Origin of the sequence: Hymenobacter puniceus (assembly GCF_014333525.1) — a bacterium.
In the GTDB taxonomy this organism is placed as follows: Bacteria; Bacteroidota; Bacteroidia; order Cytophagales; family Hymenobacteraceae; genus Hymenobacter.
This window is the reverse complement of record NZ_JACSCX010000003.1, coordinates 277,360-298,481: the sequence shown is the minus strand read 5'-3', so window position 1 is coordinate 298,481 and position 21,122 is coordinate 277,360. Positions and strand designations below refer to the sequence as shown.

At 62.6% G+C, this 21,122-nt stretch carries 14 protein-coding genes and 1 riboswitch; of the genes, 10 read left to right on the top strand and 4 right to left on the bottom strand.

Annotated features, from left to right (window positions below; translation table 11 throughout):
* Window positions 1–4: 4 nt before the first annotated feature.
* Together H8B14_RS09960 and H8B14_RS09955 are read right to left on the bottom strand one after the other, a co-directional pair.
* A complete protein-coding gene (locus tag H8B14_RS09960) occupies window positions 5–2,647 on the bottom strand; it encodes an MGH1-like glycoside hydrolase domain-containing protein (protein ID WP_187315489.1) in 2,643 nt (880 codons plus the stop codon).
* Window positions 2,648–2,770: 123 nt separating this feature from the next.
* Window positions 2,771–3,589, bottom strand: a complete 819-nt coding sequence (locus H8B14_RS09955) for an SDR family oxidoreductase (RefSeq protein WP_187315488.1) — start codon at window positions 3,587–3,589, stop codon at window positions 2,771–2,773.
* Between the two features lie 482 nt (window positions 3,590–4,071).
* Window positions 4,072–4,163, top strand: a riboswitch (SAM riboswitch).
* 316 nt (window positions 4,164–4,479) lie between these two features.
* Between H8B14_RS09955 and H8B14_RS09950 the strand changes: the two genes are divergently transcribed.
* From H8B14_RS09950 to H8B14_RS21320, 9 genes are all read left to right on the top strand, one after another.
* Window positions 4,480–5,256: a phosphoadenylyl-sulfate reductase gene (locus H8B14_RS09950; RefSeq protein ID WP_187315487.1), complete on the top strand. Its 777-nt coding sequence runs from the start codon at window positions 4,480–4,482 to the stop codon at window positions 5,254–5,256.
* A gap of 201 nt (window positions 5,257–5,457) precedes the next feature.
* The gene (gene cysD / locus H8B14_RS09945; RefSeq protein ID WP_410054456.1) at window positions 5,458–6,366 is read left to right on the top strand and encodes a sulfate adenylyltransferase subunit CysD; all 909 of its coding nucleotides are present in this window, start codon (window positions 5,458–5,460) and stop codon (window positions 6,364–6,366) included.
* Window positions 6,367–6,484: 118 nt separating this feature from the next.
* Window positions 6,485–7,774: a sulfate adenylyltransferase subunit 1 gene (locus H8B14_RS09940; protein ID WP_187315485.1), complete on the top strand. Its 1,290-nt coding sequence runs from the start codon at window positions 6,485–6,487 to the stop codon at window positions 7,772–7,774.
* Between the two features lie 214 nt (window positions 7,775–7,988).
* Window positions 7,989–8,756, top strand: coding sequence for a uroporphyrinogen-III C-methyltransferase (cobA, locus tag H8B14_RS09935; RefSeq protein WP_187315484.1), 768 nt, complete (start codon window positions 7,989–7,991; stop codon window positions 8,754–8,756).
* Between the two features lie 247 nt (window positions 8,757–9,003).
* Complete coding sequence (locus H8B14_RS09930; RefSeq protein WP_187315483.1) at window positions 9,004–10,857, top strand: assimilatory sulfite reductase (NADPH) flavoprotein subunit; 1,854 nt, start codon at window positions 9,004–9,006, stop codon at window positions 10,855–10,857.
* A gap of 407 nt (window positions 10,858–11,264) precedes the next feature.
* Window positions 11,265–14,168, top strand: a complete 2,904-nt coding sequence (locus tag H8B14_RS09925) for a TonB-dependent receptor (protein WP_187315482.1) — start codon at window positions 11,265–11,267, stop codon at window positions 14,166–14,168.
* A 32-nt stretch (window positions 14,169–14,200) separates the two neighbouring features.
* Window positions 14,201–14,941, top strand: a complete 741-nt coding sequence (locus tag H8B14_RS09920) for a DUF2490 domain-containing protein (protein ID WP_187315481.1) — start codon at window positions 14,201–14,203, stop codon at window positions 14,939–14,941.
* Between the two features lie 5 nt (window positions 14,942–14,946).
* Window positions 14,947–16,662: an NADPH-dependent assimilatory sulfite reductase hemoprotein subunit gene (locus H8B14_RS09915; protein ID WP_187315480.1), complete on the top strand. Its 1,716-nt coding sequence runs from the start codon at window positions 14,947–14,949 to the stop codon at window positions 16,660–16,662.
* 143 nt (window positions 16,663–16,805) lie between these two features.
* Complete coding sequence (locus H8B14_RS21320) at window positions 16,806–18,329, top strand: TSUP family transporter (RefSeq protein WP_187315479.1); 1,524 nt, start codon at window positions 16,806–16,808, stop codon at window positions 18,327–18,329.
* Window positions 18,330–18,426: 97 nt separating this feature from the next.
* Here the strand turns inward: H8B14_RS21320 and H8B14_RS09905 are convergent, their stop codons facing one another.
* Together H8B14_RS09905 and H8B14_RS09900 are read right to left on the bottom strand one after the other, a co-directional pair.
* Window positions 18,427–19,065: a DUF6134 family protein gene (locus H8B14_RS09905; RefSeq protein ID WP_187315478.1), complete on the bottom strand. Its 639-nt coding sequence runs from the start codon at window positions 19,063–19,065 to the stop codon at window positions 18,427–18,429.
* A 33-nt stretch (window positions 19,066–19,098) separates the two neighbouring features.
* Complete coding sequence (locus tag H8B14_RS09900) at window positions 19,099–19,893, bottom strand: DUF547 domain-containing protein (RefSeq protein ID WP_187315477.1); 795 nt, start codon at window positions 19,891–19,893, stop codon at window positions 19,099–19,101.
* A 114-nt stretch (window positions 19,894–20,007) separates the two neighbouring features.
* Between H8B14_RS09900 and H8B14_RS09895 the strand changes: the two genes are divergently transcribed.
* Window positions 20,008–21,099, top strand: a complete 1,092-nt coding sequence (locus tag H8B14_RS09895; RefSeq protein WP_187315476.1) for a BamA/TamA family outer membrane protein — start codon at window positions 20,008–20,010, stop codon at window positions 21,097–21,099.
* Window positions 21,100–21,122: the final 23 nt, after the last annotated feature.

Genomic DNA, 21,122 nt, shown 5'->3' with positions numbered 1-21,122 from the left:
AAATCTATTCTTCCAACACGCGGGGCTGCAGCAGCTTCGCAATCAGGCCGGTCCAGCCGGTTTGGTGGCTGGCACCAAGGCCACGGCCGGTGTCGCCGTGGAAGTATTCGTGGAACAGCAGATAATCTCGGAAATGCGGGTCGGTCTGCAGCTGCCGGTCGTCGCCGAAGGCGGGGCGCTGGCCCTGCTCGTCGCGCAGAAACAGCTTGGTAAGGCGTTCGGTGAGGGCCTGGGCAATTTGCTGCAGCGTGTGCATGTGGCCTGAGTTGGTGGGGTACTCTACCTTGAACTCGGGGCCATAGTAGTGGTAAAAGCGCTGCAACGATTCAATAATCAGGAAATTCATGGGCAGCCAGATGGGGCCGCGCCAGTTGCTGTTGCCGCCGAACAAGGATGTGCTGGACTCGCCGGGCTCGTAGGACACTACGGCTGTCTCGCCACCGGCTTCCAGCCGAAATGGATGTTCCAAATGGAAGCGCGACAGGGCACGCACGCCGTAATCAGACAAAAACTCGGCCTCATCGAGCATGCGACGCAGCAGCAGCTTCATGCGGTGGCCGCGCAGCAACGACAGCAAGTGGCGCTGGCCTTTGCCGGGCTCCTGCCACCGACTCACCAAAGCCGCCAGGTGCGGGCGGTGGTCGAGAAACCAATTGAGGCGGCGCACAAACTGCGGAACTCCGCGCAAGGCGTCTTCGTCCAGCACTTCCACCGCAAACAGCGGAATCAAGCCCACTATGGACCGGATGCGTAAACTGAGGCGACCTTTATCGGGGGTATTGAGCACGTCGTAATAGAACTCGTCCTCTTCGTCCCACATGTCAATCTCGCCTTCTGAGAAGCTGCTCATGGCGTGGGCGATGTAGAGAAAGTGCTCGAAGAACTTGCTGGCCATATCTTGGTAGACCGGGTTGGTCTTGGCCAGCTCCAGTGCAATGCGCATCATGTTCAAGGCAAACATGGCCATCCAGCTGGTGCCGTCGGCCTGCTCGATGTAGCCGCCGGTGGGCAGCGGCGCACTCCTATCGAACACGCCAATATTGTCGAGGCCCAGGAAGCCACCTTCAAACACGTTACGGTTGTGGCGGTCCTTGCGGTTCACCCACCACGTGAAGTTCAGCAGCAGCCGGTGGAACATGCTTTCCAGAAAGGCTGTGTCGGGCTGGCCGCTGTGCTTGAGGCACATCTTATACACGCGCCAGGTGGCGTAGGCGTGCACCGGCGGGTTTACGTCTTCCAGCTTCCACTCATAGGCCGGCAGCTGGCCGCTGGGGTGCATGTACCAGTCCTGGCAAAGCAAGCGCAGCTGGTGCTTGGCGAAATCCACATCCACCAGCGCCAGCGGGATGCAATGGAAGGCCAAGTCCCAGGCCGCATACCACGGATACTCCCACTTGTCGGGCATCGAGATGATGTCGGCGTTGTTGAGGTGGGGCCAGGTGCTGTTGCGGCCGTGCTGGCGCTGGGGCGGCGGGGGCGGCATGGCCGGGTCGCCGGCCAGCCATTGCGGCACATCGTAGTAGTAGAACTGCTTGCTCCAAAGCATGCCCGCCAGGGCCTGGCGCTGCACGTTGCGGGCATCGGGGCTGGGCAAATCGTGCTGCAGGTCGGCGTAGAACTGGTCGGCTTCAGCATGGCGCTGGCTCATCAATTCATCGAACTCATCAAATGGATCCGGAAGGCCGGGCGCGGCCAAGCGCACACGCACCTTGCGGCTCTCACCGGCTGGCACACTGAAGGTATAGTGGGCGGCGGCCTTGGTGCCACACCGGGCTGGATTCACGGCTTTTTCTATGCCCTGCACTACGTATTCGTGGATGCCGTCTTTACAGTATGGCGCCGGATTGGGGGCGTCGTACAGCTTGGCTGTGTTGGTTTCGTTGTCGCAGAAAAGCAGTTCACACGGTAAGCCAGCAGGCTGGTCGCAGTACAGCTCCAGAGCGGGTAGTCTAGCATGGTCCACACAGATGCGGCCGTCACCAGAGGCCGCTAATTGGGGCCTATAGGAACTGGTGCCCCAGCTCCAGGTATTGCGAAACCACAACTGCGGCAGCACATGCAGCGGCGCTTCGTGAGAGCCCCGGTTGTGCACCGTTATCTGCATCAGCAGATCGGCAGGGCCGGCCTTGGCATAGTCGATGAAGACGTCGAAGTACCGGTCTTCGCGGAAAATGCAGGTATCGGTGAGCTCGAATTCGGGCTTGTGGCGGTTGCGGCGGGCATTTTCCTTCACCAGCCAGTCGTACGGAAAGGCATGCTGCGGATACTTGTAGAGCATCCGCATGTAGGAGTGCGTGGGCGTGTTGTCGAGGTAGTAATACAGCTCCTTTACGTCCTCGCCGTGGTTGCCTTCGGGCCCGCTGAGGCCAAACAGACGCTCTTTCAGGATGGCATCCTGCCCATTCCATAAACCCAACCCTAAACACAGTAGTTGCTGGTCGTCGGACACGCCGCCCAGCGCGTCTTCGCCCCAGCGGTAGGCCAGGCTGCGGGCCATGTCGTGGGTGGTGTAGGTCCAGGGCTGAGCGTCGGCGGAGTAGTCTTCGCGCACGGTGCCCCACTGCCGGTCACTTACGTAAGGCCCAAACTGGTGCCAGCGCTGCTGGCCCTCCCGCAATTCCCGTTGCCGGCGCTGCTCCTCATTCATGGGCACGTCGTTTAGTGGTTGGGTTGCTTTGAGTTGGCAGTTATTAATTGCTGGTTATCAGTTGTCAGTTATTAGCTCAAGATTAGCGACACTGACAACCAACAACTAAAAACTCCCCTGCCTTCAGCCGTTATCGGCGAAGCCGGGATACAAGGTCATGCCACCGTCGGCAAATAGCGTGATGCCCGTCACGTAGTCCGACTCGTCGGAGGCCAGCCACACGGCCACGCTACCGATGTCGGCCGGCTCGCCGATGCGGCCATAAGGAATCAGGGTGAGCAGACTTTTTTCCTCCTGAGGCGTGTCGCGGGCTGTCAGATTGATGGGCGTGGCAATGGCTCCGGGCCCAATGCTGTTCACCCGAATGCGGTGCGGCGCCAATTCCTGCGCCATCGTTTTCATCAGCTGCATGATGCCGCCCTTGCTGGTGGCGTAGTTGACGTGGCCGGCCCACGGAATGACCTCGTGCACCGAACTCATGCAGACAATTTTGCCGGTGGCTTTGGAAACCTCCGGCTGGGGGCCGCGCCGCACAAACTCGCGGGCGGCTTCGCGGGCGCACAGAAACTGGCCGGTCAGGTTCACGCCAATTACTTTCTGCCATTGCTCCAGCGTCATGTCCAGCAGCGGCGCGTCGTCCTGGATGCCGGAGTTGTTGATGAGAATGTGCAATGTGCCAGCCTCTTCCCGAATCTGCCGGAACATGCGCAGCACATCTTCTTCCTGGCTGACATCGGCCTGCACGGCCGTGGCTTGGCCGCCGGCCTGCTCGATTGCGCGCACCACTTCGGCCGCATCGTCGGCGCTGTGCGAGTAGTTGACGAACACCCGGGCGCCCTCGGCGGCCAGGGCTTTGGCCACCCCGGCCCCAATGCCGGAGCTGCCGCCCGTGACGAGGGCTATCTGATTTTTGAGGCGCACAAAAGAGTTGGATGCAGACATAGCTTGACAGGCAAAGTGTACCTGTAAGACTAGGTTGCACGCCTGCAGGTTACATGAAGTTGCGATAGGGCCGGCCAAAACTCGTTGGCGTGCGGCCTATTTCGGCACGGAAAACATCCGCAATTTTTCCACTAAAAAGGCTCAGCGGTAGCTGTTCTGGCACCACGCTATAAGCAGGTTGTGACTCAAGCAAAAGCCAGCACAAACTACCCGTTCAGGCGCTACCGGAACAATGCATTTTGCTTCAATGGAACTGTCGAAACACTTATTTTACAGGGGTAATCATAGTCGTGACACAACAATATCGAAAAGCTGATTCTCTACATTAATAATTCGTAAAATATTGACAATCAGAATACTAATAGCAATACACTCAACTCACCACGGCAACCATTTCACATGCGAGAGAAAATATAATTTGGAAGTGTAAAATTTCGGCTTCTACCTTTGCACTACCAATTCTTTACCCCCCGAAAGGATTGTTTTTATACAGAGGCGCGGAGAGACAGGCTCGACGAAACGCCGGCAACCAGCGGACCTTCCGAAACGGTGCCAAGTCCTGACCATATAAAAACAACAAGCCGTGAAATCCTTGTTCAACCCTGCCGCCGTTTCCGCTACCTTCTGTGCCGTACAGCATGGATGTTGTGGTATGCGAGGCATGGGCTGTTGTCAGGGCTAGGCACGCTCCCGTTTTCCTGGTTTGTGCGCCGCCCATCCCTGAGCTGATTTGCGCGTTTGCGCCATCGACCAGGGAAGTTGCACACCCGTTTCTGTTTCGCCGAAAACCGCGCTGCGCCGCTGCATAGCCCGTTTTTGCCGAAGCCATCTGCTGGCCGGAACGCCCTTGTCCCTTGCGGCGGGCCGCTTCCTCCTCTCCTCTTCCTGCTATGCCTGTAGCTGATGCTGCGCCGGCCGTCCACGTCCTGTTGGACCGCCTGCGCCCTCACCTGGTGGCTAGCTCCGCCCTGGAGCGCCTCCGTCTGGTAGCCGAAACCTTCCCCGGTCAGGCCGTTTTTTCCACCTCGTTCGGGCTGGAAGACCAAATAATCAGTCACCTGATTTTCGCCCACGACCTGCCCATTGAGGTTTTTACCCTCGATACCGGCCGCAACTTCCAGGAAACTTATTCCACCTGGAACAAGACGCTGCTCCGGTACCAGAAGCCCATTGCGGTGTACGCCCCGCAGCGCGAGGACCTGGAAAACCTGCTTCTGCAGAAAGGCCCGAACTCCTTCTACGAGAGCGTAGACAACCGCAAGGAGTGCTGCCACATCCGCAAGGTGGAGCCTCTGAACCGGGCCCTGGCCGGCCGCAGGGCCTGGGTGACCGGCATCCGGGCTGAACAGTCGCAGAACCGGCAGACGATGGACCCTGTGGAGTGGGACGCGGCGCACCAACTCGTGAAAATCCACCCGCTGTTCGACTGGACCTGGGAGCAGGCGCTGGCCTTTGTGCAGCAGGAGGGCATTCCGGTGAACCCGCTGCACCAGCAGGGCTTTGTAAGCATCGGCTGTGCCCCCTGCACCCGCGCCATCAAGTCCGGCGAGGATTTCCGGGCCGGCCGCTGGTGGTGGGAAGACCTCTCGGCCAAGGAGTGCGGCCTGCACGCCACCGCCCCCCACGACGGCCCCGACCCGGTGGTGGAGCCGGTACCGGCCGGATAGCACGGCAAAAAAGAACGTCATGCTGAGCGAAGCCGGAGGCGAAGTCGAAGCATCTCTACCGCTAGCTAATCAGATGGCAGCACCGATAATCGCTCCATAGCCCAGGGTTTAAACCCTGGGCTAGTGAACCACACGAAGCGGTAGAGATGCTTCGGCAAGCTCAGCATGACGGAAAACAACAGAACTGAAATCCAGACAACTATGAGTACCACTTTCGATTACCTCGACCGGCTGGAAGCCGAAGCCATCCACATCCTGCGGGAGGTGGCGGGGCAGTTTGAGCGGCCGGCTTTGCTGTTCTCGGGCGGCAAGGATTCCATTGTGCTGACGCGCCTGGCCGAAAAGGCCTTCCGTCCCGGCCGCTTCCCCTTCCCGCTGGTGCACGTGGATACCGGCCACAACTTCCCCGAGGTGCTGCATTACCGCGACGAGCTGGCCGAGCAACTGGGCGAAAAGCTGGTGGTGCGCAAGGTGGAGGACACCATCCGGCGGCAGCGCCTGCGTGAGCCGGGCGGCAAGTACCCCAGCCGCAACCCGCTGCAGACCTACACGCTGCTGGAGGTAATCGAGGAGTTCGAGTTTGACGCCTGCATTGGCGGGGCCCGCCGCGACGAGGAGAAGGCCCGGGCCAAGGAGCGCATCTTCTCGGTACGCGACGAGTTTGGCCAGTGGGACCCCAAGCGCCAGCGCCCTGAGCTCTGGAACATCTACAACGGCCGCATTCAGAAGGGCGAAAACGTGCGCGTGTTCCCCATTTCCAACTGGACGGAGCTGGACGTGTGGCGCTACATCCAGCGCGAAAACATTCCGCTGCCCGACATCTACTTCGGCCACGAGCGCCGCTGCGTGGTGCTGCCTTCGGGTCAGCTGTTGGGCCTCACCGAGCACCTGCAACTGGATGACGAAGACGAAATCGTGACCCGGCAGGTGCGCTTCCGCACCGTGGGCGACTCCACCTGCACCGCCGCCGTGGAAAGCGACGCCCGCACTGTGGAGGACATCATCCAGGACCTGCTGCTGGCCAAAGTAAGCGAGCGGGGCGCCACCCGCCTCGACGACAACATCTCCGAAGCCGGCATGGAAGACCGCAAGCGGAACGGATATTTCTAAGTGGGGTGATGAGGTGATGAAGTAATGAGGTGAAAGGAGCCGTCCGGTATCCGGTTCAACCTCATCACTCCATCACCACACACTTTTCACCTCATCACCTCATTACTTCATCACCAACATGGACTTACTTCGATTTATCACTTGCGGGAGCGTGGACGACGGCAAGAGCACCCTGATTGGGCGGCTGCTGTACGACTCTGAATCGGTGTCGCTGGACGTGCTGGCGGCGCTGGAGAAGCGGCAGGCTTCCAATGGCACTGTGGATCTGGCGTTGCTGACTGACGGGCTGCGCGCCGAGCGGGAACAGGGCATCACCATCGACGTGGCCTACAAGTACTTCACCACGCCCCGCCGCAAGTTCATCATCACCGATGCGCCCGGCCACGTGCAGTACACCCGCAACATGGTAACGGGTGCCAGTAACGCCGACCTGGCCATTGTGCTGGTGGATGCCCGCCAGGGCGTGATTGAGCAAACCCGCCGCCACACCCTCATTGCCGCGCTGCTGGGCATCCGGCACTTTGTGCTGGCCGTGAACAAGATGGACCTGGTAAACTACGACGAGGCCGTGTTTGCCCGCATTGCCACCGACTACGCCGAGCTGACCAACCACTTCAACCTGCCCGCCGCCACGGCCATTCCGCTGAGCGCCTTGCAGGGCGACAACGTGGTGAAGCCCAGCCAGCACCTGCCCTGGTACACCGGCCCGAGCCTGCTCCAGCACCTGGAAAGCGTGCCCGGTGCCCAGGAAACCGAGGCCGCGCCCCGCTTCCAGGTGCAGTACGTCATCCGGCCCCAGACGCCCGAGCTGCCCGACTACCGTGGCTACGCCGGTCAGATTCTGAGCGGCCAGTACCGCCGCGGCCAGCGCGTGCGGGTGCTGCCCTCGGGCCTGGAATCGGAAATTGAAGCCATTGAGGTAAACCAGCAGGAAGTGGAAACGGCCGTGGCCCCGCAGGCCGTGGTAATCCGCCTGCGCGACGACGTGGATGTGAGCCGCGGCGACGCCCTGGTGCCCGCCGGCCCCGAGGAGCCCACGCTCACCCGCGAACTGGAAGCCACCCTGTGCTGGATGAGCGAGCAGCCTTTGTGGCCCGGCCGCAAGCTACTGATCCAGCACCACTCAGCCCTCTCAAAAGCGGCCGTGCCCAGCATCCTCTACAAGGTGAACGTGCAGACTTTCGCCCGGGTGCACACCGAGCAGGCCCAGCTGAACGACATCGTGCGGGTGCGCCTCAAAACCGCCCTGCCCCTGGCCGTGGACCACTACACCGACAACCGCACCACCGGCTCCTTCATCCTGGTGGACGAGCTGACCGGCGACACCCTGGCCGCCGGCCTGGTAGAAGCCGCCAACTCCGAGTACTTCACCGCCCCGGTAGCGCCACCAGTAGCGTTTTCGATTTAGGCTGCTGACGAACAGAACGTCATGCTGAGCGAAGGCGCAGCCGCAGTCGAAGCATCTCTACCGCTGGCTAATCAGGTGGCAGCACCGATAACCGCTCCATAGCCCAGGGTTTAAACCCTGGGCTACTGAACCGCCCAAGCAAAGCGGTAGAGATGCTTCGGCTTCGCTCAGCATGACCGACAATTCACTCAATCACTCATTCTCTCATTCACCGATGCAAACGCCCCGCCTTACGGTACTGGGTGCCGGCCCCGGCGACCCGGAGCTGCTCACGCTCAAAGGGGCGCGGGTGCTGTCGGAAGCCGATGTGATTTTGTACGACGCGCTGGCTAACCGTGCTTTGCTCGGGCACGCCCGCCCCGAAGCCGTGCTGGTGCCCGTGGGCAAGCGGCGCGGCATGCGCAGCCACTCGCAGGACGACATCAACGCCCTGATTGTGGACTATGCCCGCCGCTACGGCCACGTGGTGCGCCTCAAAGGTGGCGACCCGTTTGTGTTCGGGCGCGGCCGGGAGGAAATGCTCTACGCCGAAGCCCACGGCCTGCTCACGGACTATGTGCCCGGCATCAGCAGCGCGGTGGCCGCGGCCGGGGCAGCAGGTATTCCCGTCACGCACCGGGGGCTGAGCGAAGGATTCCGAGTGATTACGGCCACCACCGCCACCGGCGAGCTGGCCGGCAGCATCCGGGAAGCCGCCCGCGACGCCCGCGGCACCACCGTCATTCTGATGGGCCTGGGCGAGTTGCCGCGCATCGTGCAGGCCTTCTGCGAGCAGGGCCACGCCGATACCCCCGCCGCTATCATCCAGAACGGTACCCTGCCCCACGCCCGGCTGGTAACCGGCCCGGTTGCCGAGCTGCCCGCCCGCGCCGCTGCCGCCGAAATCGGCGCGCCGGCAATCATCATCATTGGCGAAGTCACCCGCCTGGCCACGCCGGAGAAGCTGGCGCTGCTGCCGGAGCTGTACGCGGCGGTAGCCTGAACAGCAATTCACAAACAGCACGTCATGCTGAGTATGTGGCGCATCTAGCTAGTGTCCGGATGCGAAGTCGAAGCATCTCTACCACTGGCTAATCAACCTGATTATACCGATTACCGCTCCATAGCCCAGGGTTTACACCCTGGGCTACTGAACCGACCAAACGAAGCGGTAGAGATGCTTCGGCAAGCTCAGCATGACTTCTTCCTTCTCTGACGCGCCCAACCCACTGCCCCAACCACCACGTCCTATGTCACTTCTTTCAGCTTCCCCCACGCTTCCCATTGGCCTCGACGACCAGGCGCTGCAGCAGCTGGCGGCGGGCCTCACCTCCCAGCAGCTGGTGTGGCTGAGCGGCTACCTCTACGGCCGCGCCGGCGCGGCTGCTCCCGTTGCCGCCGTAGCCCCGGCTCCGGTGGCGACGGAAGCAGCCGCAGCCAGTCGGTTCACCATCCTGTTCGGCTCCCAGACCGGCAACAGCAAGAAAGCCGCCGGCATGGTGGCCGAGGCGGCCCGCCGCCGGGGCCTGCAGCCGCAGGTGCGCGACATGAACGACTACCCCACCAAGGACCTCAAAACCGAGCAGCAGTTGCTGGTGGTGGTGAGCACCCAGGGGGAAGGCGACCCGCCCATTGCGGCCGAGGAGCTGCACCAGTTCCTGCTCAGCAGCCGCGCCCCCAAGCTTCCCAACCTGCAGTACGCCGTGCTGGCCCTGGGCGACAAAAGCTACCTGCAGTTCTGCCAGACCGGCTTCGAGTTCGACCAGCGCCTGGCCGAGCTGGGTGGCCGCCGCCTGGCCGAACGGCTGGACTGCGACGTGACCTTCGAGGACGAAACCCGCCAGTGGGCCGAGCAGGTGCTCAGCCGCATTGCCGAGCTGCAGCCCGCCCCGGTCCCCGTAACGGCCGGCGCCACCGTGGCCGCGCCGGTGGTGGCCTCGGTAGGTGTGGGCTACGCGCCGGAAGTGGCCCCGCTACCCGCCGCCGTGGAGTACAACGCCCGCACCTCCTTTGGGGCGGAGCTGCTGGAGAAGATTCAGCTCAACGGCCGGGGCTCCACCAAGGAAACCTACCACCTGGAGTTCTCCCTGGCTGACTCGGGCCTGACCTACGAGCCCGGCGACGCCCTGATGGTGCAGCCCCGCAACCGCCCCGCGCTGGTGCAGGAAGTGCTGCTGGCAGCCCGCCTAGCCGAAGCCGCCCCAGTGCGCCTCGAAGCTGAGGAGCTGGACCTGACCACCGCCCTCACCGAGCGGCTGGAGCTGTCGGTCATCACCCGCGACGTGCTGGAGCGCTACGCCGCCGTGGCCCCGCAGCACCCGCGCCTCCGCGAAATTCTGGCCGATACGGCCGGGCTAGGCACCTACCTCTACGGCCGCGACATAGCCGATTTGCTCACCGAGTTTCCGGTGGAGCTGTCGGGGCAGCAGCTGGCGGCGGTGCTGCGGCCGTTGCCGGCCCGGGCCTACTCTATTGCCTCGTCGCTGCTGGCCCACCCCGAGGAAGTGCACCTGACGGTGGGGGCCGTGCGCTACGAAACCCACGGCCGCGCCAAGCACGGAGCCTGCTCCGGCTACCAAGCCGACCACCTCAGCCTCGGCGACACGGCCCGGGTGTGGGTGGACCGCAACGAGTACTTCAAGCTGCCGCAGGACGCCGCCACCGACATCATCATGGTAGGCCCCGGCACCGGGGTAGCGCCCTTCCGGGCCTTCGTGGAGGAGCGGGCCGAAACCGGCGCCACCGGTCGTAACTGGCTGGTGTTCGGCAACCCCCATTTCACCACCGACTTCCTCTACCAGACCGAGTGGCAGCAGCACCTCAAGCGCGGCACCCTCGACCGCCTCGACGTGGCCTTCTCCCGCGACCAGGCCCAGAAGCTCTACGTGCAGCACCGCCTGCTGGAACAGAGCCGCCGCGTGTACGAACAGCTAGAAAACGGTGCCTATTTCTACGTGTGCGGCGACAAATCCCGCATGGCCCACGACGTGCAGCACGCCCTGCGCCAAATCATCCAGCAGGAAAGCGGCCACGACGCTGACTACGCCGCCGAGTACCTGCGCCAGCTCAAAAAGTCGCGCCGGTTTTTGGAGGATGTGTATTAGGTGCCTCACCCCCCGGCCCCCTCTCCAGGGGGAGAGGGGGAGCCTGACGGACCGATGTAAAGACGCAACATTTTGCGTCTCCCACCAGAATGGTTGGCACCGCCAATTGTAGAGACGCGACACTTCGCGTCTCCCGCCAGAACGACTGATACTGAACCAGTCAAAATACCATCAGCAACGACGAGACGCGAAGTGTCGCGTCTCTACAACCGCCCAGCCCGTCTGGCTCCCCCTCTCCCCCTGGAGAGGGGGCCGGGGGGTGAGGCAAACCGCTAGAACGACCCATGCCTGCCGTTTTTCCAAGACGATGTTGTAGCCGGTAACGGCCGCTGCGCCCCGGGCGCGGGGGCTGCGCCGGCCTGCCTTCTACCCCGCCCTGGGTTCTTTCTCCCCTTGTAAAAACTCTGATGAAACATCTTCTTTCCTCTTCCTTACTAGTACCGGCGCTGGTGGCAGCCAGCGCCACCGGCCTGCACGCCCAGGAGGCCCTGATTTCGGTGAGCGGCACCGTGCGCGAAAAAACTACCGGCGAGCCGCTGCCGGGCGTGAGCGTTATTGTGAAGGGCGGCACTACCGGCACGCTCAGCGACGGTAACGGTCAGTTTGCCCTGAAAGCCAAGCTCCGGTTCCCGTTTACGCTGGTGTTCAACACGCTGGGCTACGAGTCGCGGGAGCTGGAAATTGCCAGCGGCAGCCAGCCCATCAGCGTGCAGCTGGAGTCGAAGGCCGTGTCGATGAACGAGGTGGTAGTGTCTGCGTCGCGGGTAGAGGAAAGCCGGCTGACCTCGCCGGTGGCCATTGAAAAGCTCGACATCCGGGCCATCAAGGAGACGCCCGCCCCCAGCTTTTATGACGCGCTGGAAAACGTGAAGGGCGTGCAGATGACCACCAGCTCGCTCACCTTCAAGGTGCCGAATACCCGCGGCTTCAACATCCCGAACAACTTCCGCTTTATGCAGCTGGTGGACGGGGTGGACATGCAGGCGGCCACCCTGGGTGTGCCGTTGGGCAACGCCATCGGGCCTACCGAGCTGGACGTGGCCTCGGTGGAAATCACGCCCGGCGCGGCCTCGGCCCTCTACGGCATGAACGCCATCAACGGCATGGCCAACCTCACCACCAAAAGCCCCTTCAACTACCAGGGCCTGAGCGTGTACCAGAAGGTGGGCGTCAACCACGTGGATGGCAAAGACCGGGACCCGAGCGTGCTGACGGAAACGGCCGTGCGTTGGGCCCAGAGCCTGGGCGCTTCGGGCCGCTGGGCCTACAAGGTGAACGGCAGCTTCCTGCGCGGCACCGACTGGCTCGCTAACACCCAGAACGACCAGAACCCGCAGAACCTGGCGTCGGCTAACCCGCGCTTCCCGGAGCTGAGTGGGGCCAACAACCCCGCCGCCGACCTCTGGAACCGCTACGGCGACGATAACGCCGGCAACGTGAGCATCACCATCCCCTACAACGGCCGCAACGAGACCTTCAACGTGCGCCGCACGGGCTACTACGAGCGGGACCTCACCAACCCCATCGTGCGCAACATCAAGGCCGATGCCAGCCTGCATTACAAGCTCACCGACAAGCTGGAGCTGAGCTACGGCTATCGGTTCGGGCTGATGGACGGCGTGTTTCAGCGCGGCAACAAGATTCAGCTGGATGGCGTGACGGTGCAGAACCACAAGGTGGAGCTGAAGGGCGAGAACTTCACGGCCCGGGCCTACATGCTGGTCGAAAACACCGGCAACTCCTACAACCTCAACCCGCTGGCGCTGAACCTCGACCTGCAAAACGACTCTAACGCCGCTTGGGGCACGAAGTTCCGGACGGAGCTACAAAGCCAGCTGAGCGGCGGGGCTACGTTGGCCCAGGCCATGCAGCAGGCCCGCACCGTGGCCGACGCCGGCCGCGCCGTGCCCGGTACGCCTGCCTTCGACGCACTAAAAGCCCAGATTGTGAAGACCAACAACTGGGACAGCGGCGTGAACGTGCCCGGCGCGCCCATCCCGGGCGGGGCCGCCCTCACCCAGCGCAGCCGCACTTACCACACCGACGCCATCTGGAACCTGGGCCCGCGGGTGAAATTTGCCGATGTGCTGCTGGGGGCCGATGCCCGCCTGTACGAGGTAATTCCGGACGGCAACAACTTCGTGGATTTCAGCCGCCCGCTCACCGAGCGCACCCAGCCCGGCGGCCAGAATCAGTACTACAAGAAAATCGGGGGCTTCGGGCAGGCCACCAAGCGCCTGCTGCAGGACCGCCTGAAGCTCACCGCCTCGCTGCGCCTGGACTACAACACCGAGTTCAACCCCAAGCTGAACCCGCGGGTGGCGGCGGTGTACACGGCCGGCGGCCTGCACAACTTCCGGGCTTCGTACCAGAACGGCTGGCGCTTTCCGTCCTTATTTGAGGCGCTGTCGTTCGTGAACAACGGCAACGTGCGCCGGGTGGGCGGGCTGGCCCGCGTGAACGAGGGCCTTAACTACCTCGACAACTCCTACACGCTGGCGTCTATTTCGCAGTTCAACGCCGCCGTGAATGCCTACGTGGCCGCCAACGCCGGCACCACCGCCAGCCAGGCCGCTCTGCGCCCCGAAATCCGGGGCGTGCTGCAAGTCGGCAACCTGCCCACCGAGCAGCCCGAGCAGATTAACGCCTACGAGGTGGGCTACCGCAGCGTGCTGCTGGATAACCGCCTCTCCATCGACGCCGACGCCTACGTGAACATCTACTCCGGCTTCCTGGGCCAGGTGGAGGTGAGCGTGCCCAAAAACGCCGCCGGCCAGCAGGTGCAGGTAGGCTCCGATGATGCCGTGCTGGCCGCCCTCAACAGCAACCGCGCCGCCCGCCAAGACCGGTACCGGGTGTACACCAACGCCCGCAACAACTACCGCAGCTACGGCTCCACGCTGGGCGTCACCTACAACTTCTACCAGAAGTATACCCTGGGCGGCAACGTGAACTACAACGCCCTGTCGGCCAACAACGCCCCCGACATCTTCGTGACGGGCTTCAACACCCCGCACTGGGTCACCAACGTGAGCTTCGGCAACCGCGAAATTGTGCGCAACGTGGGCTTCAACCTAGTGTGGCGCCACCAGAGCACCTTCTTCTGGGAAAGCCCCCTGGCCAACGGCCGCGTGCCCGCCTACCAAACCGTGGATGCCCAGGTGAACGTGCGCGTGCCCGCCCTCAAAACCACCATCAAAGCCGGCGGCGCTAACCTCCTCAACAACCGCTACTACCAGTACGCCGCCGGCCCCACCATCGGGGGCCTGTACTACGTGGCGTTGACTTTTGATAACACCGTATTGCGGTAAGTGTGATGAAACGGTTCCTTCTCTTTTGTGGCTTGCTGCTTCTGACCCGGCCTTTGCTGGCGCAGAAACAGTACGTGCGCGAGCAGCAGACGTGGCTGGGCATATTCAACCAAACCCGGTTTTCGCAACACTGGGGCAGCTGGACCGACCTGCAACTGCGCCTGCACGACCATTTCGTGCAGGCCAAATTCCAGACGGTAACCCGCGTGGGCCTGACGTACTACCTCACCGATGATGTGCGCCTGACCGGGGGCTATGCCTACGTGCACCATTACCCCGACGGGGCCCGCACCGTGGGTCAGCCCGAGCATCGCCCCTGGCAGCAGGTGCAGTGGTTCAGCAAGTTTCCGAAGGCCCGCCTGATGCAGTGGGTACGTCTGGAAGAACGATTCCGGCGCACTATCCGGCAGAATGAGCGCACCGACGACTTCGATTTCAACTACCGCACCCGCTACAACGCGGCGCTGTTTCTGCCGCTTACCAAGCGGGGTTTTGAGCCCGGCGGCTGGCAGTTTCTGCTCAACAACGAAGTGATGATGAATTTCGGAAAGGAAATTCGGCTGAATTACTTCGACCAGAATCGGCTGTTTGCCGGCGTGGTGTACCCGCTCAACAAGCACGCGCAACTGCATGCCGGCTACATGCACCTGTTTCAGCAGTTGCCGGCCGGTAGCACCTACCGCAACCAGCACACCATCCGGGTTTTCTACTTCCACAACTTCGATTTACGCCCTGCGGCTCCGGCTGCTCCGGCATCCTCCCCAGCTCCCTGATTCTCATGGCTGATACCCCCAAACTTTCCGAAGTCGAGCACGTCAAGGCAGCCAGCAACTACCTGCGCGGCACCCTGGCCGAAAGCCTCGTAAACCCGCTCACCGGCGCCCTCTACCCCGACGATACCCACCTGATCAAGTTCCACGGCTCCTACCAGCAGACGGACCGAGACCTGGACTCGGAGCGCAAGCGGCAGAAGCTGGAGCCGCTGTACTCGCTCATGATTCGGGTGCGGGTGCCGGGCGGCATTGCCTCGCCCGCGCAGTGGCTGCGCATGGATGAGCTGGCCGACGAGTATGGCAACCACACGCTCAAGCTCACCACCCGCCAGGCCTTCCAGCTGCACGGCGTGCTCAAGCGCGACCTAAAAAAAACCATCCAAGGCTTCAACGAGGCGTTGCTCGACAGCATTGCGGGCTGCGGCGACGTGAACCGCAACGTGATGTGCAACCCCAACCCGCACGAAAGCCCCCTGCAGGCGGCCGTGTACGAGGTGTCGAAGCAGATCAGCGCCCACCTCACGCCCCGCACCTCGGCCTACTGGGATTTGTGGCTGAACGGCGAGCCCCAGTTCACCAGCGCCCCCAACGAAGGCGAGGAGGACGCCGAGCCCATTTACGGCAAAACCTACCTGCCCCGCAAGTTCAAGATTGCCCTAGCCATTCCGCCCTACAACGACACCGACATCTTTGCCAACGACCTGGGCCTGATTGCCATTGAGGAACGGGGCCAGCTGGTGGGCTTCAACGTGGCCGTGGGCGGCGGCATGGGCATGACGTTCGGCATGCCGGAAACCTACCCCCGCCTGGCCGACATCATCGGCTTCGTGCCCACCGAGAAAGTGGTGGACGCCTGCGAGAAAATCGTGACGATTCAGCGCGACTGGGGCAACCGGGAAAACCGCAAGTTCTCCCGCCTCAAGTACACCGTGGACCGCGTGGGCCTCGACGTATTCAAAGCCGAGTTGGACCACCGCCTGGGCTTCACGGTGGAGCCCGCCCGCCCCTATCAGTTCCGCAGCTCCGGCGACGCCTACGGCTGGTCCATCCAGGCCGATGGCCGGGCCCACCTCACGCTGTTCGTGGAAGGCGGCCGCATCCTCGACCGGGACGGCTACACACTCAAAACCGCCCTGCGCGAAATTGCCGCCTTCCACACCGGCGACTTCCGCCTCACCGGCAACCAGAACCTCATTATCGCCAACATTGCCCCCGAGCACCGGCTGAGCGTGCAGGCCACCTTGCAGCAGCACGGCGTGGCGGTGGAAGCCGGCAAGGAATATACAGCCCTGCGGCGCGGGGCGCTGGCCTGCGTGGCCCTGCCCACCTGCACGCTGGCCTTCGCGGAGGCCGAGCGGTATCTTCCGGAATTATTGGATAGATTGGACCGGGTGATTCGCCAACAGGGTCTGGCTCAGGACGATATTCTGCTGCGGATGACGGGCTGCCCCAACGGCTGCGCCCGCCCCTACCTCGGCGAAATCGGGCTGGTGGGCCGGGCCGTGGGCCGCTACAATCTGTACCTCGGCGCCGCTTTCAACGGGGAGCGGATGAACAAACTCTACAAGGAAATGCTGGACGAAGACGGTATTGTGCGGGAGCTCACGCCCCTGCTCGCCGATTACGCCCAGCACCGCCAGCCGCAGGAACGGTTTGGTGATTTTGTCATCCGCCAGGGCTACGTGCAGCCCACCGAAAGCGGCCTCACGTTTCACGAGTAACCGATAGAACGTCATGCTGAGCTTGCCGAAGCATCTCTACCGCTTCGTTGAATTACCATTGCAACGAAGCGGTAGAGATGCTTCGGCAAGCTCAGCATGACGGCCAACTTCCTTCCTGTATCCGACCCCAACCATCACCAACCATGTCCCTTTCCACCAACGCCCTGCCCCAGCCTGAGCCGCCGCCCGCGGTGCCCGATGGCAACCGGCTGTTTCCGGTGTTTCTGAAGCTGGAGCAGCTGCACGTGCTGCTGGTAGGCGGCGGGGCCGTGGGCCATGAGAAGCTCTCGGCCATGCTGGCCAACAGCCCCAACGCGGCCATTACGGTGGTGGCCACCTGGTTCAGGCCCGAGCTGCGGGTGCTGGCCGGCCAGCACCCCGCCGTGCAGCTGCGCGAGCAGCCCTACGACCCCACCCACCTCGTCGGCCACGACCTGGTGATTGTGGCTACCGACGATAAGGCCCTCAACCTGCAGATCAAGGCCGACGCTACGCGCCAGCGCCTGCTCTGCAACGTAGCCGACACGCCCGCCGCCTGCGACTTTTACCTAGGCTCCATCGTGCAAAAGGGCGACCTGAAAATTGCCATCAGCACCAACGGCAAGTCGCCCACCATTGCCAAGCGCCTGCGCGAAATGCTCACCCACACCCTCCCCGACGAGCTGCACGATGTGCTCCAGCGCATGGCCCAGATCCGGGAGAAAGTCGGTGGCGACTTCGCCCACAAGGTAAAATCCCTGAACGCCGTGACGGCCGAGCTGACCGGCGGACCGGCCTACGAGTCGCCGGCGGCGGCGCGGTGGCGGCGCATTGCTACACTGGCGCTGGTGTCATTTGCAGGCATGTTGGTGTTTAATATCCTGAGCTACTACTTCACCTGGACGCAGGTCTGGACGGCGGCCTCCAACGCTGAGACGTTCTGGCTGTTCGTGGCCATCGGCTTCGGCGCGCAACTGATTGATGGGCTGCTGGGCATGGGCTACGGCGTAGTCACGGCCATTAGTTTGATGAGTCTGAACATTGCCCCGGCCGCCGTGAGTGCCAGCATTCACACCGCCGAAATGTTTGCCAGCGGCGCCTCCGGCTACCACCACTACCGTTTCGGCAACGTGAACAAGCGTCTGTTTAAGGTGCTGCTGATTCCGGGGGTGCTGGGGGCCATTACGGGGGCGTATCTGCTGTCCACCTTCGGCGAGAAATACGGCAGCTACGTCAAGCCGCTGCTGGCCGTGTATCTGCTGCTGCTGGGCGTGCGCATCATCAGCAAGGCGTTCAGCAAGCCTGGCCCGCGCAAAAAGCACAAGAAGCTGGGCGTGCTGGCCGCGGCTGGCGGCTTCCTCGATTCGTTCGGCGGGGGCGGCTGGGGGCCGCTGGTGACCAGCACGCTCATTGCCGGGGGCCGCACGCCACAGTACGTGATTGGCTCGGTGAGCGTCACCGAGTTTTTTGTCACATTTGCCAGCGCCGTCACGTTCTTCGCCACCATCGGCATTTCGCATTGGCAGATTATCCTGGGCCTCATTATCGGCGGGGTAGCGGCCTCGCCATTGGCTGCCCGCCTGGCTGGCCGCCTGCCCGTGCGCTGGATGTTCGTGGGCGTAGGTTTGATGGTCATCGTCTGGAGCCTCTGGGCATTGCGGAAGCTGCTTATGCCCTACCTACTGTAGGATGTATTGCTGCCAAAAAAGCCCGGCTGGAGCGTTTCAGTCGGGCTTTTTTTTGAGGATTCTGCCGAGCCACTATGCGTGGCCCCGCACTGCCGTATCACGGCAGCAGCCGGATGATGAAGTTCTTCAGCGGGTTCTTTTTGATGAGCATGACTAGCTCGCCATTCACGTATTGATATTCGTCTTCGCGGCCGTCACGTTCGGCTTTGTACCGGCCGCGGGCCGTGCGCTGCACTCCGAAAAAGTCACCGAAATACTCCGCGAAAGCACGGGTCTGGTTTTGTGGCTCCCCGAAAAACATGTCCGTGACGGTATAGGTAATCGGCTGCTTTTCAGTGGCGCGGTAGTGGTGCTTGTATTGGTCGGCCACGATGTCGTAATGGTCACCTTTCCACTCGGTGCGGGAGGCAAAGTCACCTTGGTTGGTGTGCGCTTCCACCGTGGAGAGCAGCAGCCGGCCGTTGCGTACGCGGTTCACCACTTGGTAATAGATCTTCAGGTTGTAGACCAGAAAATTCACTTTCACATCACTCGTCAGCGTATACACGGCATCGGCGCTTGCAGTTTGCGGCGTGCGTGTAGCCGTCATGGTGCCTACACGCACACCGGCTACCTCAATGGCATAACGGCGCGTTTCCAGCGGCGCGGGTCGGGCGGCGGGCACCTGCGCTAGCACTGGACCAGCCAGCAGCCACAGCACCCAGGTCAGCCCCAGCCAGTAGCTCCGCCCGTTCATGCGGCGCAGCTAAACCGCTGGCTGCACTTTGGCTTACTGCTCATTTAGGTTCCAGTTGTAGTCCAGGAAGTCGATTTTGGCGTTGGCATCGAGCTTGGTCGGGGCGTACTTGTTCACCCACTTCACCACCGACTGGCCATTCTCGTTCCAGTCGCCTTTATACCAGTCGAAGTACTTGGAAAGCTGGGCGCTGCTCTTGCTGATCTTGTTTTTGGCCGGGTTGCCGAGGAAGTCCCGGCCCTGGTCGTCGAGCTGGCTGTCGAGCTTAGCGGCGGTATAGGCCTCGTTGCGAAGGCTGGGGCACGAAACCGAGGCGCACACCAGCGCAAAGTGAATGCGCGGGTCGTTGTAGTTTTTGCGCAAGTTGCCGTGCTCGATTTCGTCGAGGCTCATCTTCTTGCCTCCGATGCTGAAAAACTTGGCCGCCCAAGGCGTGGTCACGAACGGAATCTTGATTTTCGAGCCGATGTCCTTGATGCTTTGCACCGGGTAGTGGTCCAAGATCAGGCGGATGGTGTAGGCGTTGTAGGCGTTGATCCAGTACGCCATCTGCTCCTGCTTGCTCCAGGCGGCCGTTGGGGCGTTCTTGCTTAGCAGCGTCAGATACTGGTTGAACTCTTTCTGGTCAGCTTTAAAGCCTTTGTAGTTCACCTGCCCTTTGCTGTTGACGTGCTTTTTGAGCAGCTTATCGAAGCCCGAATGATCTGGGGCAGCGGCGGCGGGCGCCAACAGCGGCGCGGCCACGGTAGCCAGCGGCGCAATAGTGGCCGCGCCCAGGGCCAGGCTGAATGCCAGCGTGACGCGGGCAGGTAAGGAAGATGGTTTCATGGAAAAGAAGCGGGTTGGGTGGCATATACGAGCTACTGGTCGGAAAAAGATTTGGCCAGGCGCAAACTCAACGCTTGGCGGCCTACGTACGGCTAGTTCATCTCTGCTTCACTCATGCTCCTGACCTCTGTGCTGCTGGGCGTGGCGGCGCTGGCGGCACCACCGCCCGACAGCATCCGCCGTTTGTCGGTGCTGCCGCTGCCGCTTGTGTACTACACGCCGGAAACCCGGCTGGCCTACGGCGCCGCGCTGGTGTTCACTGGGCGCTTCCGCCAGGATTCCGCCTTCGCCGATGCCCGGCCGTCGCAGTTTACGCTGGGCGCGGCCTACACCCAAAACCGGCAGCTGCTGCTGTACGTGCCGTTTCAGGTGTTCTACCAGCACAACACGTACTATGCCTACGGCGAGGCCGGCTACTACCGCTACAACTACTTTTTCTACGGTGTGGGCGAACAGGCCGTGCCGCGCGAGCTGTACGGCGTCAACTTTCCGCGGGTGCGGCTCAATGCATTTCGGCGCGTGATACCGGCCCTGACAGCCGGCAAGCTCTACGCCGGGCTGCGCTATCAGCTGGAAAATTACGACGTGACCACCACCGAAGCCGGTGGGCAGTTGGCCAGCGGCACGGTGCCGGGCGGCCTGGGCAGCCGCCTGCGCGGCGGCGGCCTAGGCGTATTCTTTGACTCGCGCGACAACCTGTTTTATCCCACCAAAGGCGTGGTAGCCGACCTGACCACCATGCTCCGCAACCGCGTCGACAACTCCGGCCCGCTAGGCACCACGCACTTCAGCCGCTACTCCGCCGATGTGTCGTCGTACCATAGCCTGAACCGGCGGGCCGTGCTGGCCCTGAACTACTTCGCCAGCTTCACGGCCGGCACGGCGCCGTTTAATGCGCTGTCGTTGCTGGGCGGCACGCGCCGGATGCGGGGCTACTACGAAGGCCGCTTTCGCGACCAGCACGCTGCCCTGCTGCAAACCGAGTTGCGCCTGGCCGTGTATCGGCGGCTGGGGGCCGTGGCGTTCGGGTCGGTGGGGGCGCTGGGCAACACCGACGACGGCCTGCGGCTGCGCCAGCCCAAGGGCGCGTACGGGGCCGGCCTGCGCTTCACCCTCAACCGCCGCGACCATCTCAACCTGCGCCTCGATTATGGCCTGGGAAAAGAGTCGAGCGGCTTCTATCTGACCGTTGGTGAGGCGTTTTAACTCCGATAGGGTATGCAGGTTGA

Excerpts from the sequence above, each read along its gene's own strand:
- H8B14_RS09960 (WP_187315489.1), bottom strand. The coding sequence starts at position 2,647 with ATGAATGAGGAGCAGCGCCGGCAACGGGAATTGCGGGAGGGCCAGCAG.
- H8B14_RS09955 (WP_187315488.1), bottom strand. The coding sequence starts at position 3,589 with ATGTCTGCATCCAACTCTTTTGTGCGCCTCAAAAATCAGATAGCCCTC.
- H8B14_RS09950 (WP_187315487.1), top strand. The coding sequence starts at position 4,480 with ATGCCTGTAGCTGATGCTGCGCCGGCCGTCCACGTCCTGTTGGACCGC.
- cysD (WP_410054456.1), top strand. The coding sequence starts at position 5,458 with ATGAGTACCACTTTCGATTACCTCGACCGGCTGGAAGCCGAAGCCATC.
- H8B14_RS09940 (WP_187315485.1), top strand. The coding sequence starts at position 6,485 with ATGGACTTACTTCGATTTATCACTTGCGGGAGCGTGGACGACGGCAAG.
- cobA (WP_187315484.1), top strand. The coding sequence starts at position 7,989 with ATGCAAACGCCCCGCCTTACGGTACTGGGTGCCGGCCCCGGCGACCCG.
- H8B14_RS09930 (WP_187315483.1), top strand. The coding sequence starts at position 9,004 with ATGTCACTTCTTTCAGCTTCCCCCACGCTTCCCATTGGCCTCGACGAC.
- H8B14_RS09925 (WP_187315482.1), top strand. The coding sequence starts at position 11,265 with ATGAAACATCTTCTTTCCTCTTCCTTACTAGTACCGGCGCTGGTGGCA.
- H8B14_RS09915 (WP_187315480.1), top strand. The coding sequence starts at position 14,947 with ATGGCTGATACCCCCAAACTTTCCGAAGTCGAGCACGTCAAGGCAGCC.
- H8B14_RS21320 (WP_187315479.1), top strand. The coding sequence starts at position 16,806 with ATGTCCCTTTCCACCAACGCCCTGCCCCAGCCTGAGCCGCCGCCCGCG.
- H8B14_RS09905 (WP_187315478.1), bottom strand. The coding sequence starts at position 19,065 with ATGAACGGGCGGAGCTACTGGCTGGGGCTGACCTGGGTGCTGTGGCTG.
- H8B14_RS09900 (WP_187315477.1), bottom strand. The coding sequence starts at position 19,893 with ATGAAACCATCTTCCTTACCTGCCCGCGTCACGCTGGCATTCAGCCTG.
- H8B14_RS09895 (WP_187315476.1), top strand. The coding sequence starts at position 20,008 with ATGCTCCTGACCTCTGTGCTGCTGGGCGTGGCGGCGCTGGCGGCACCA.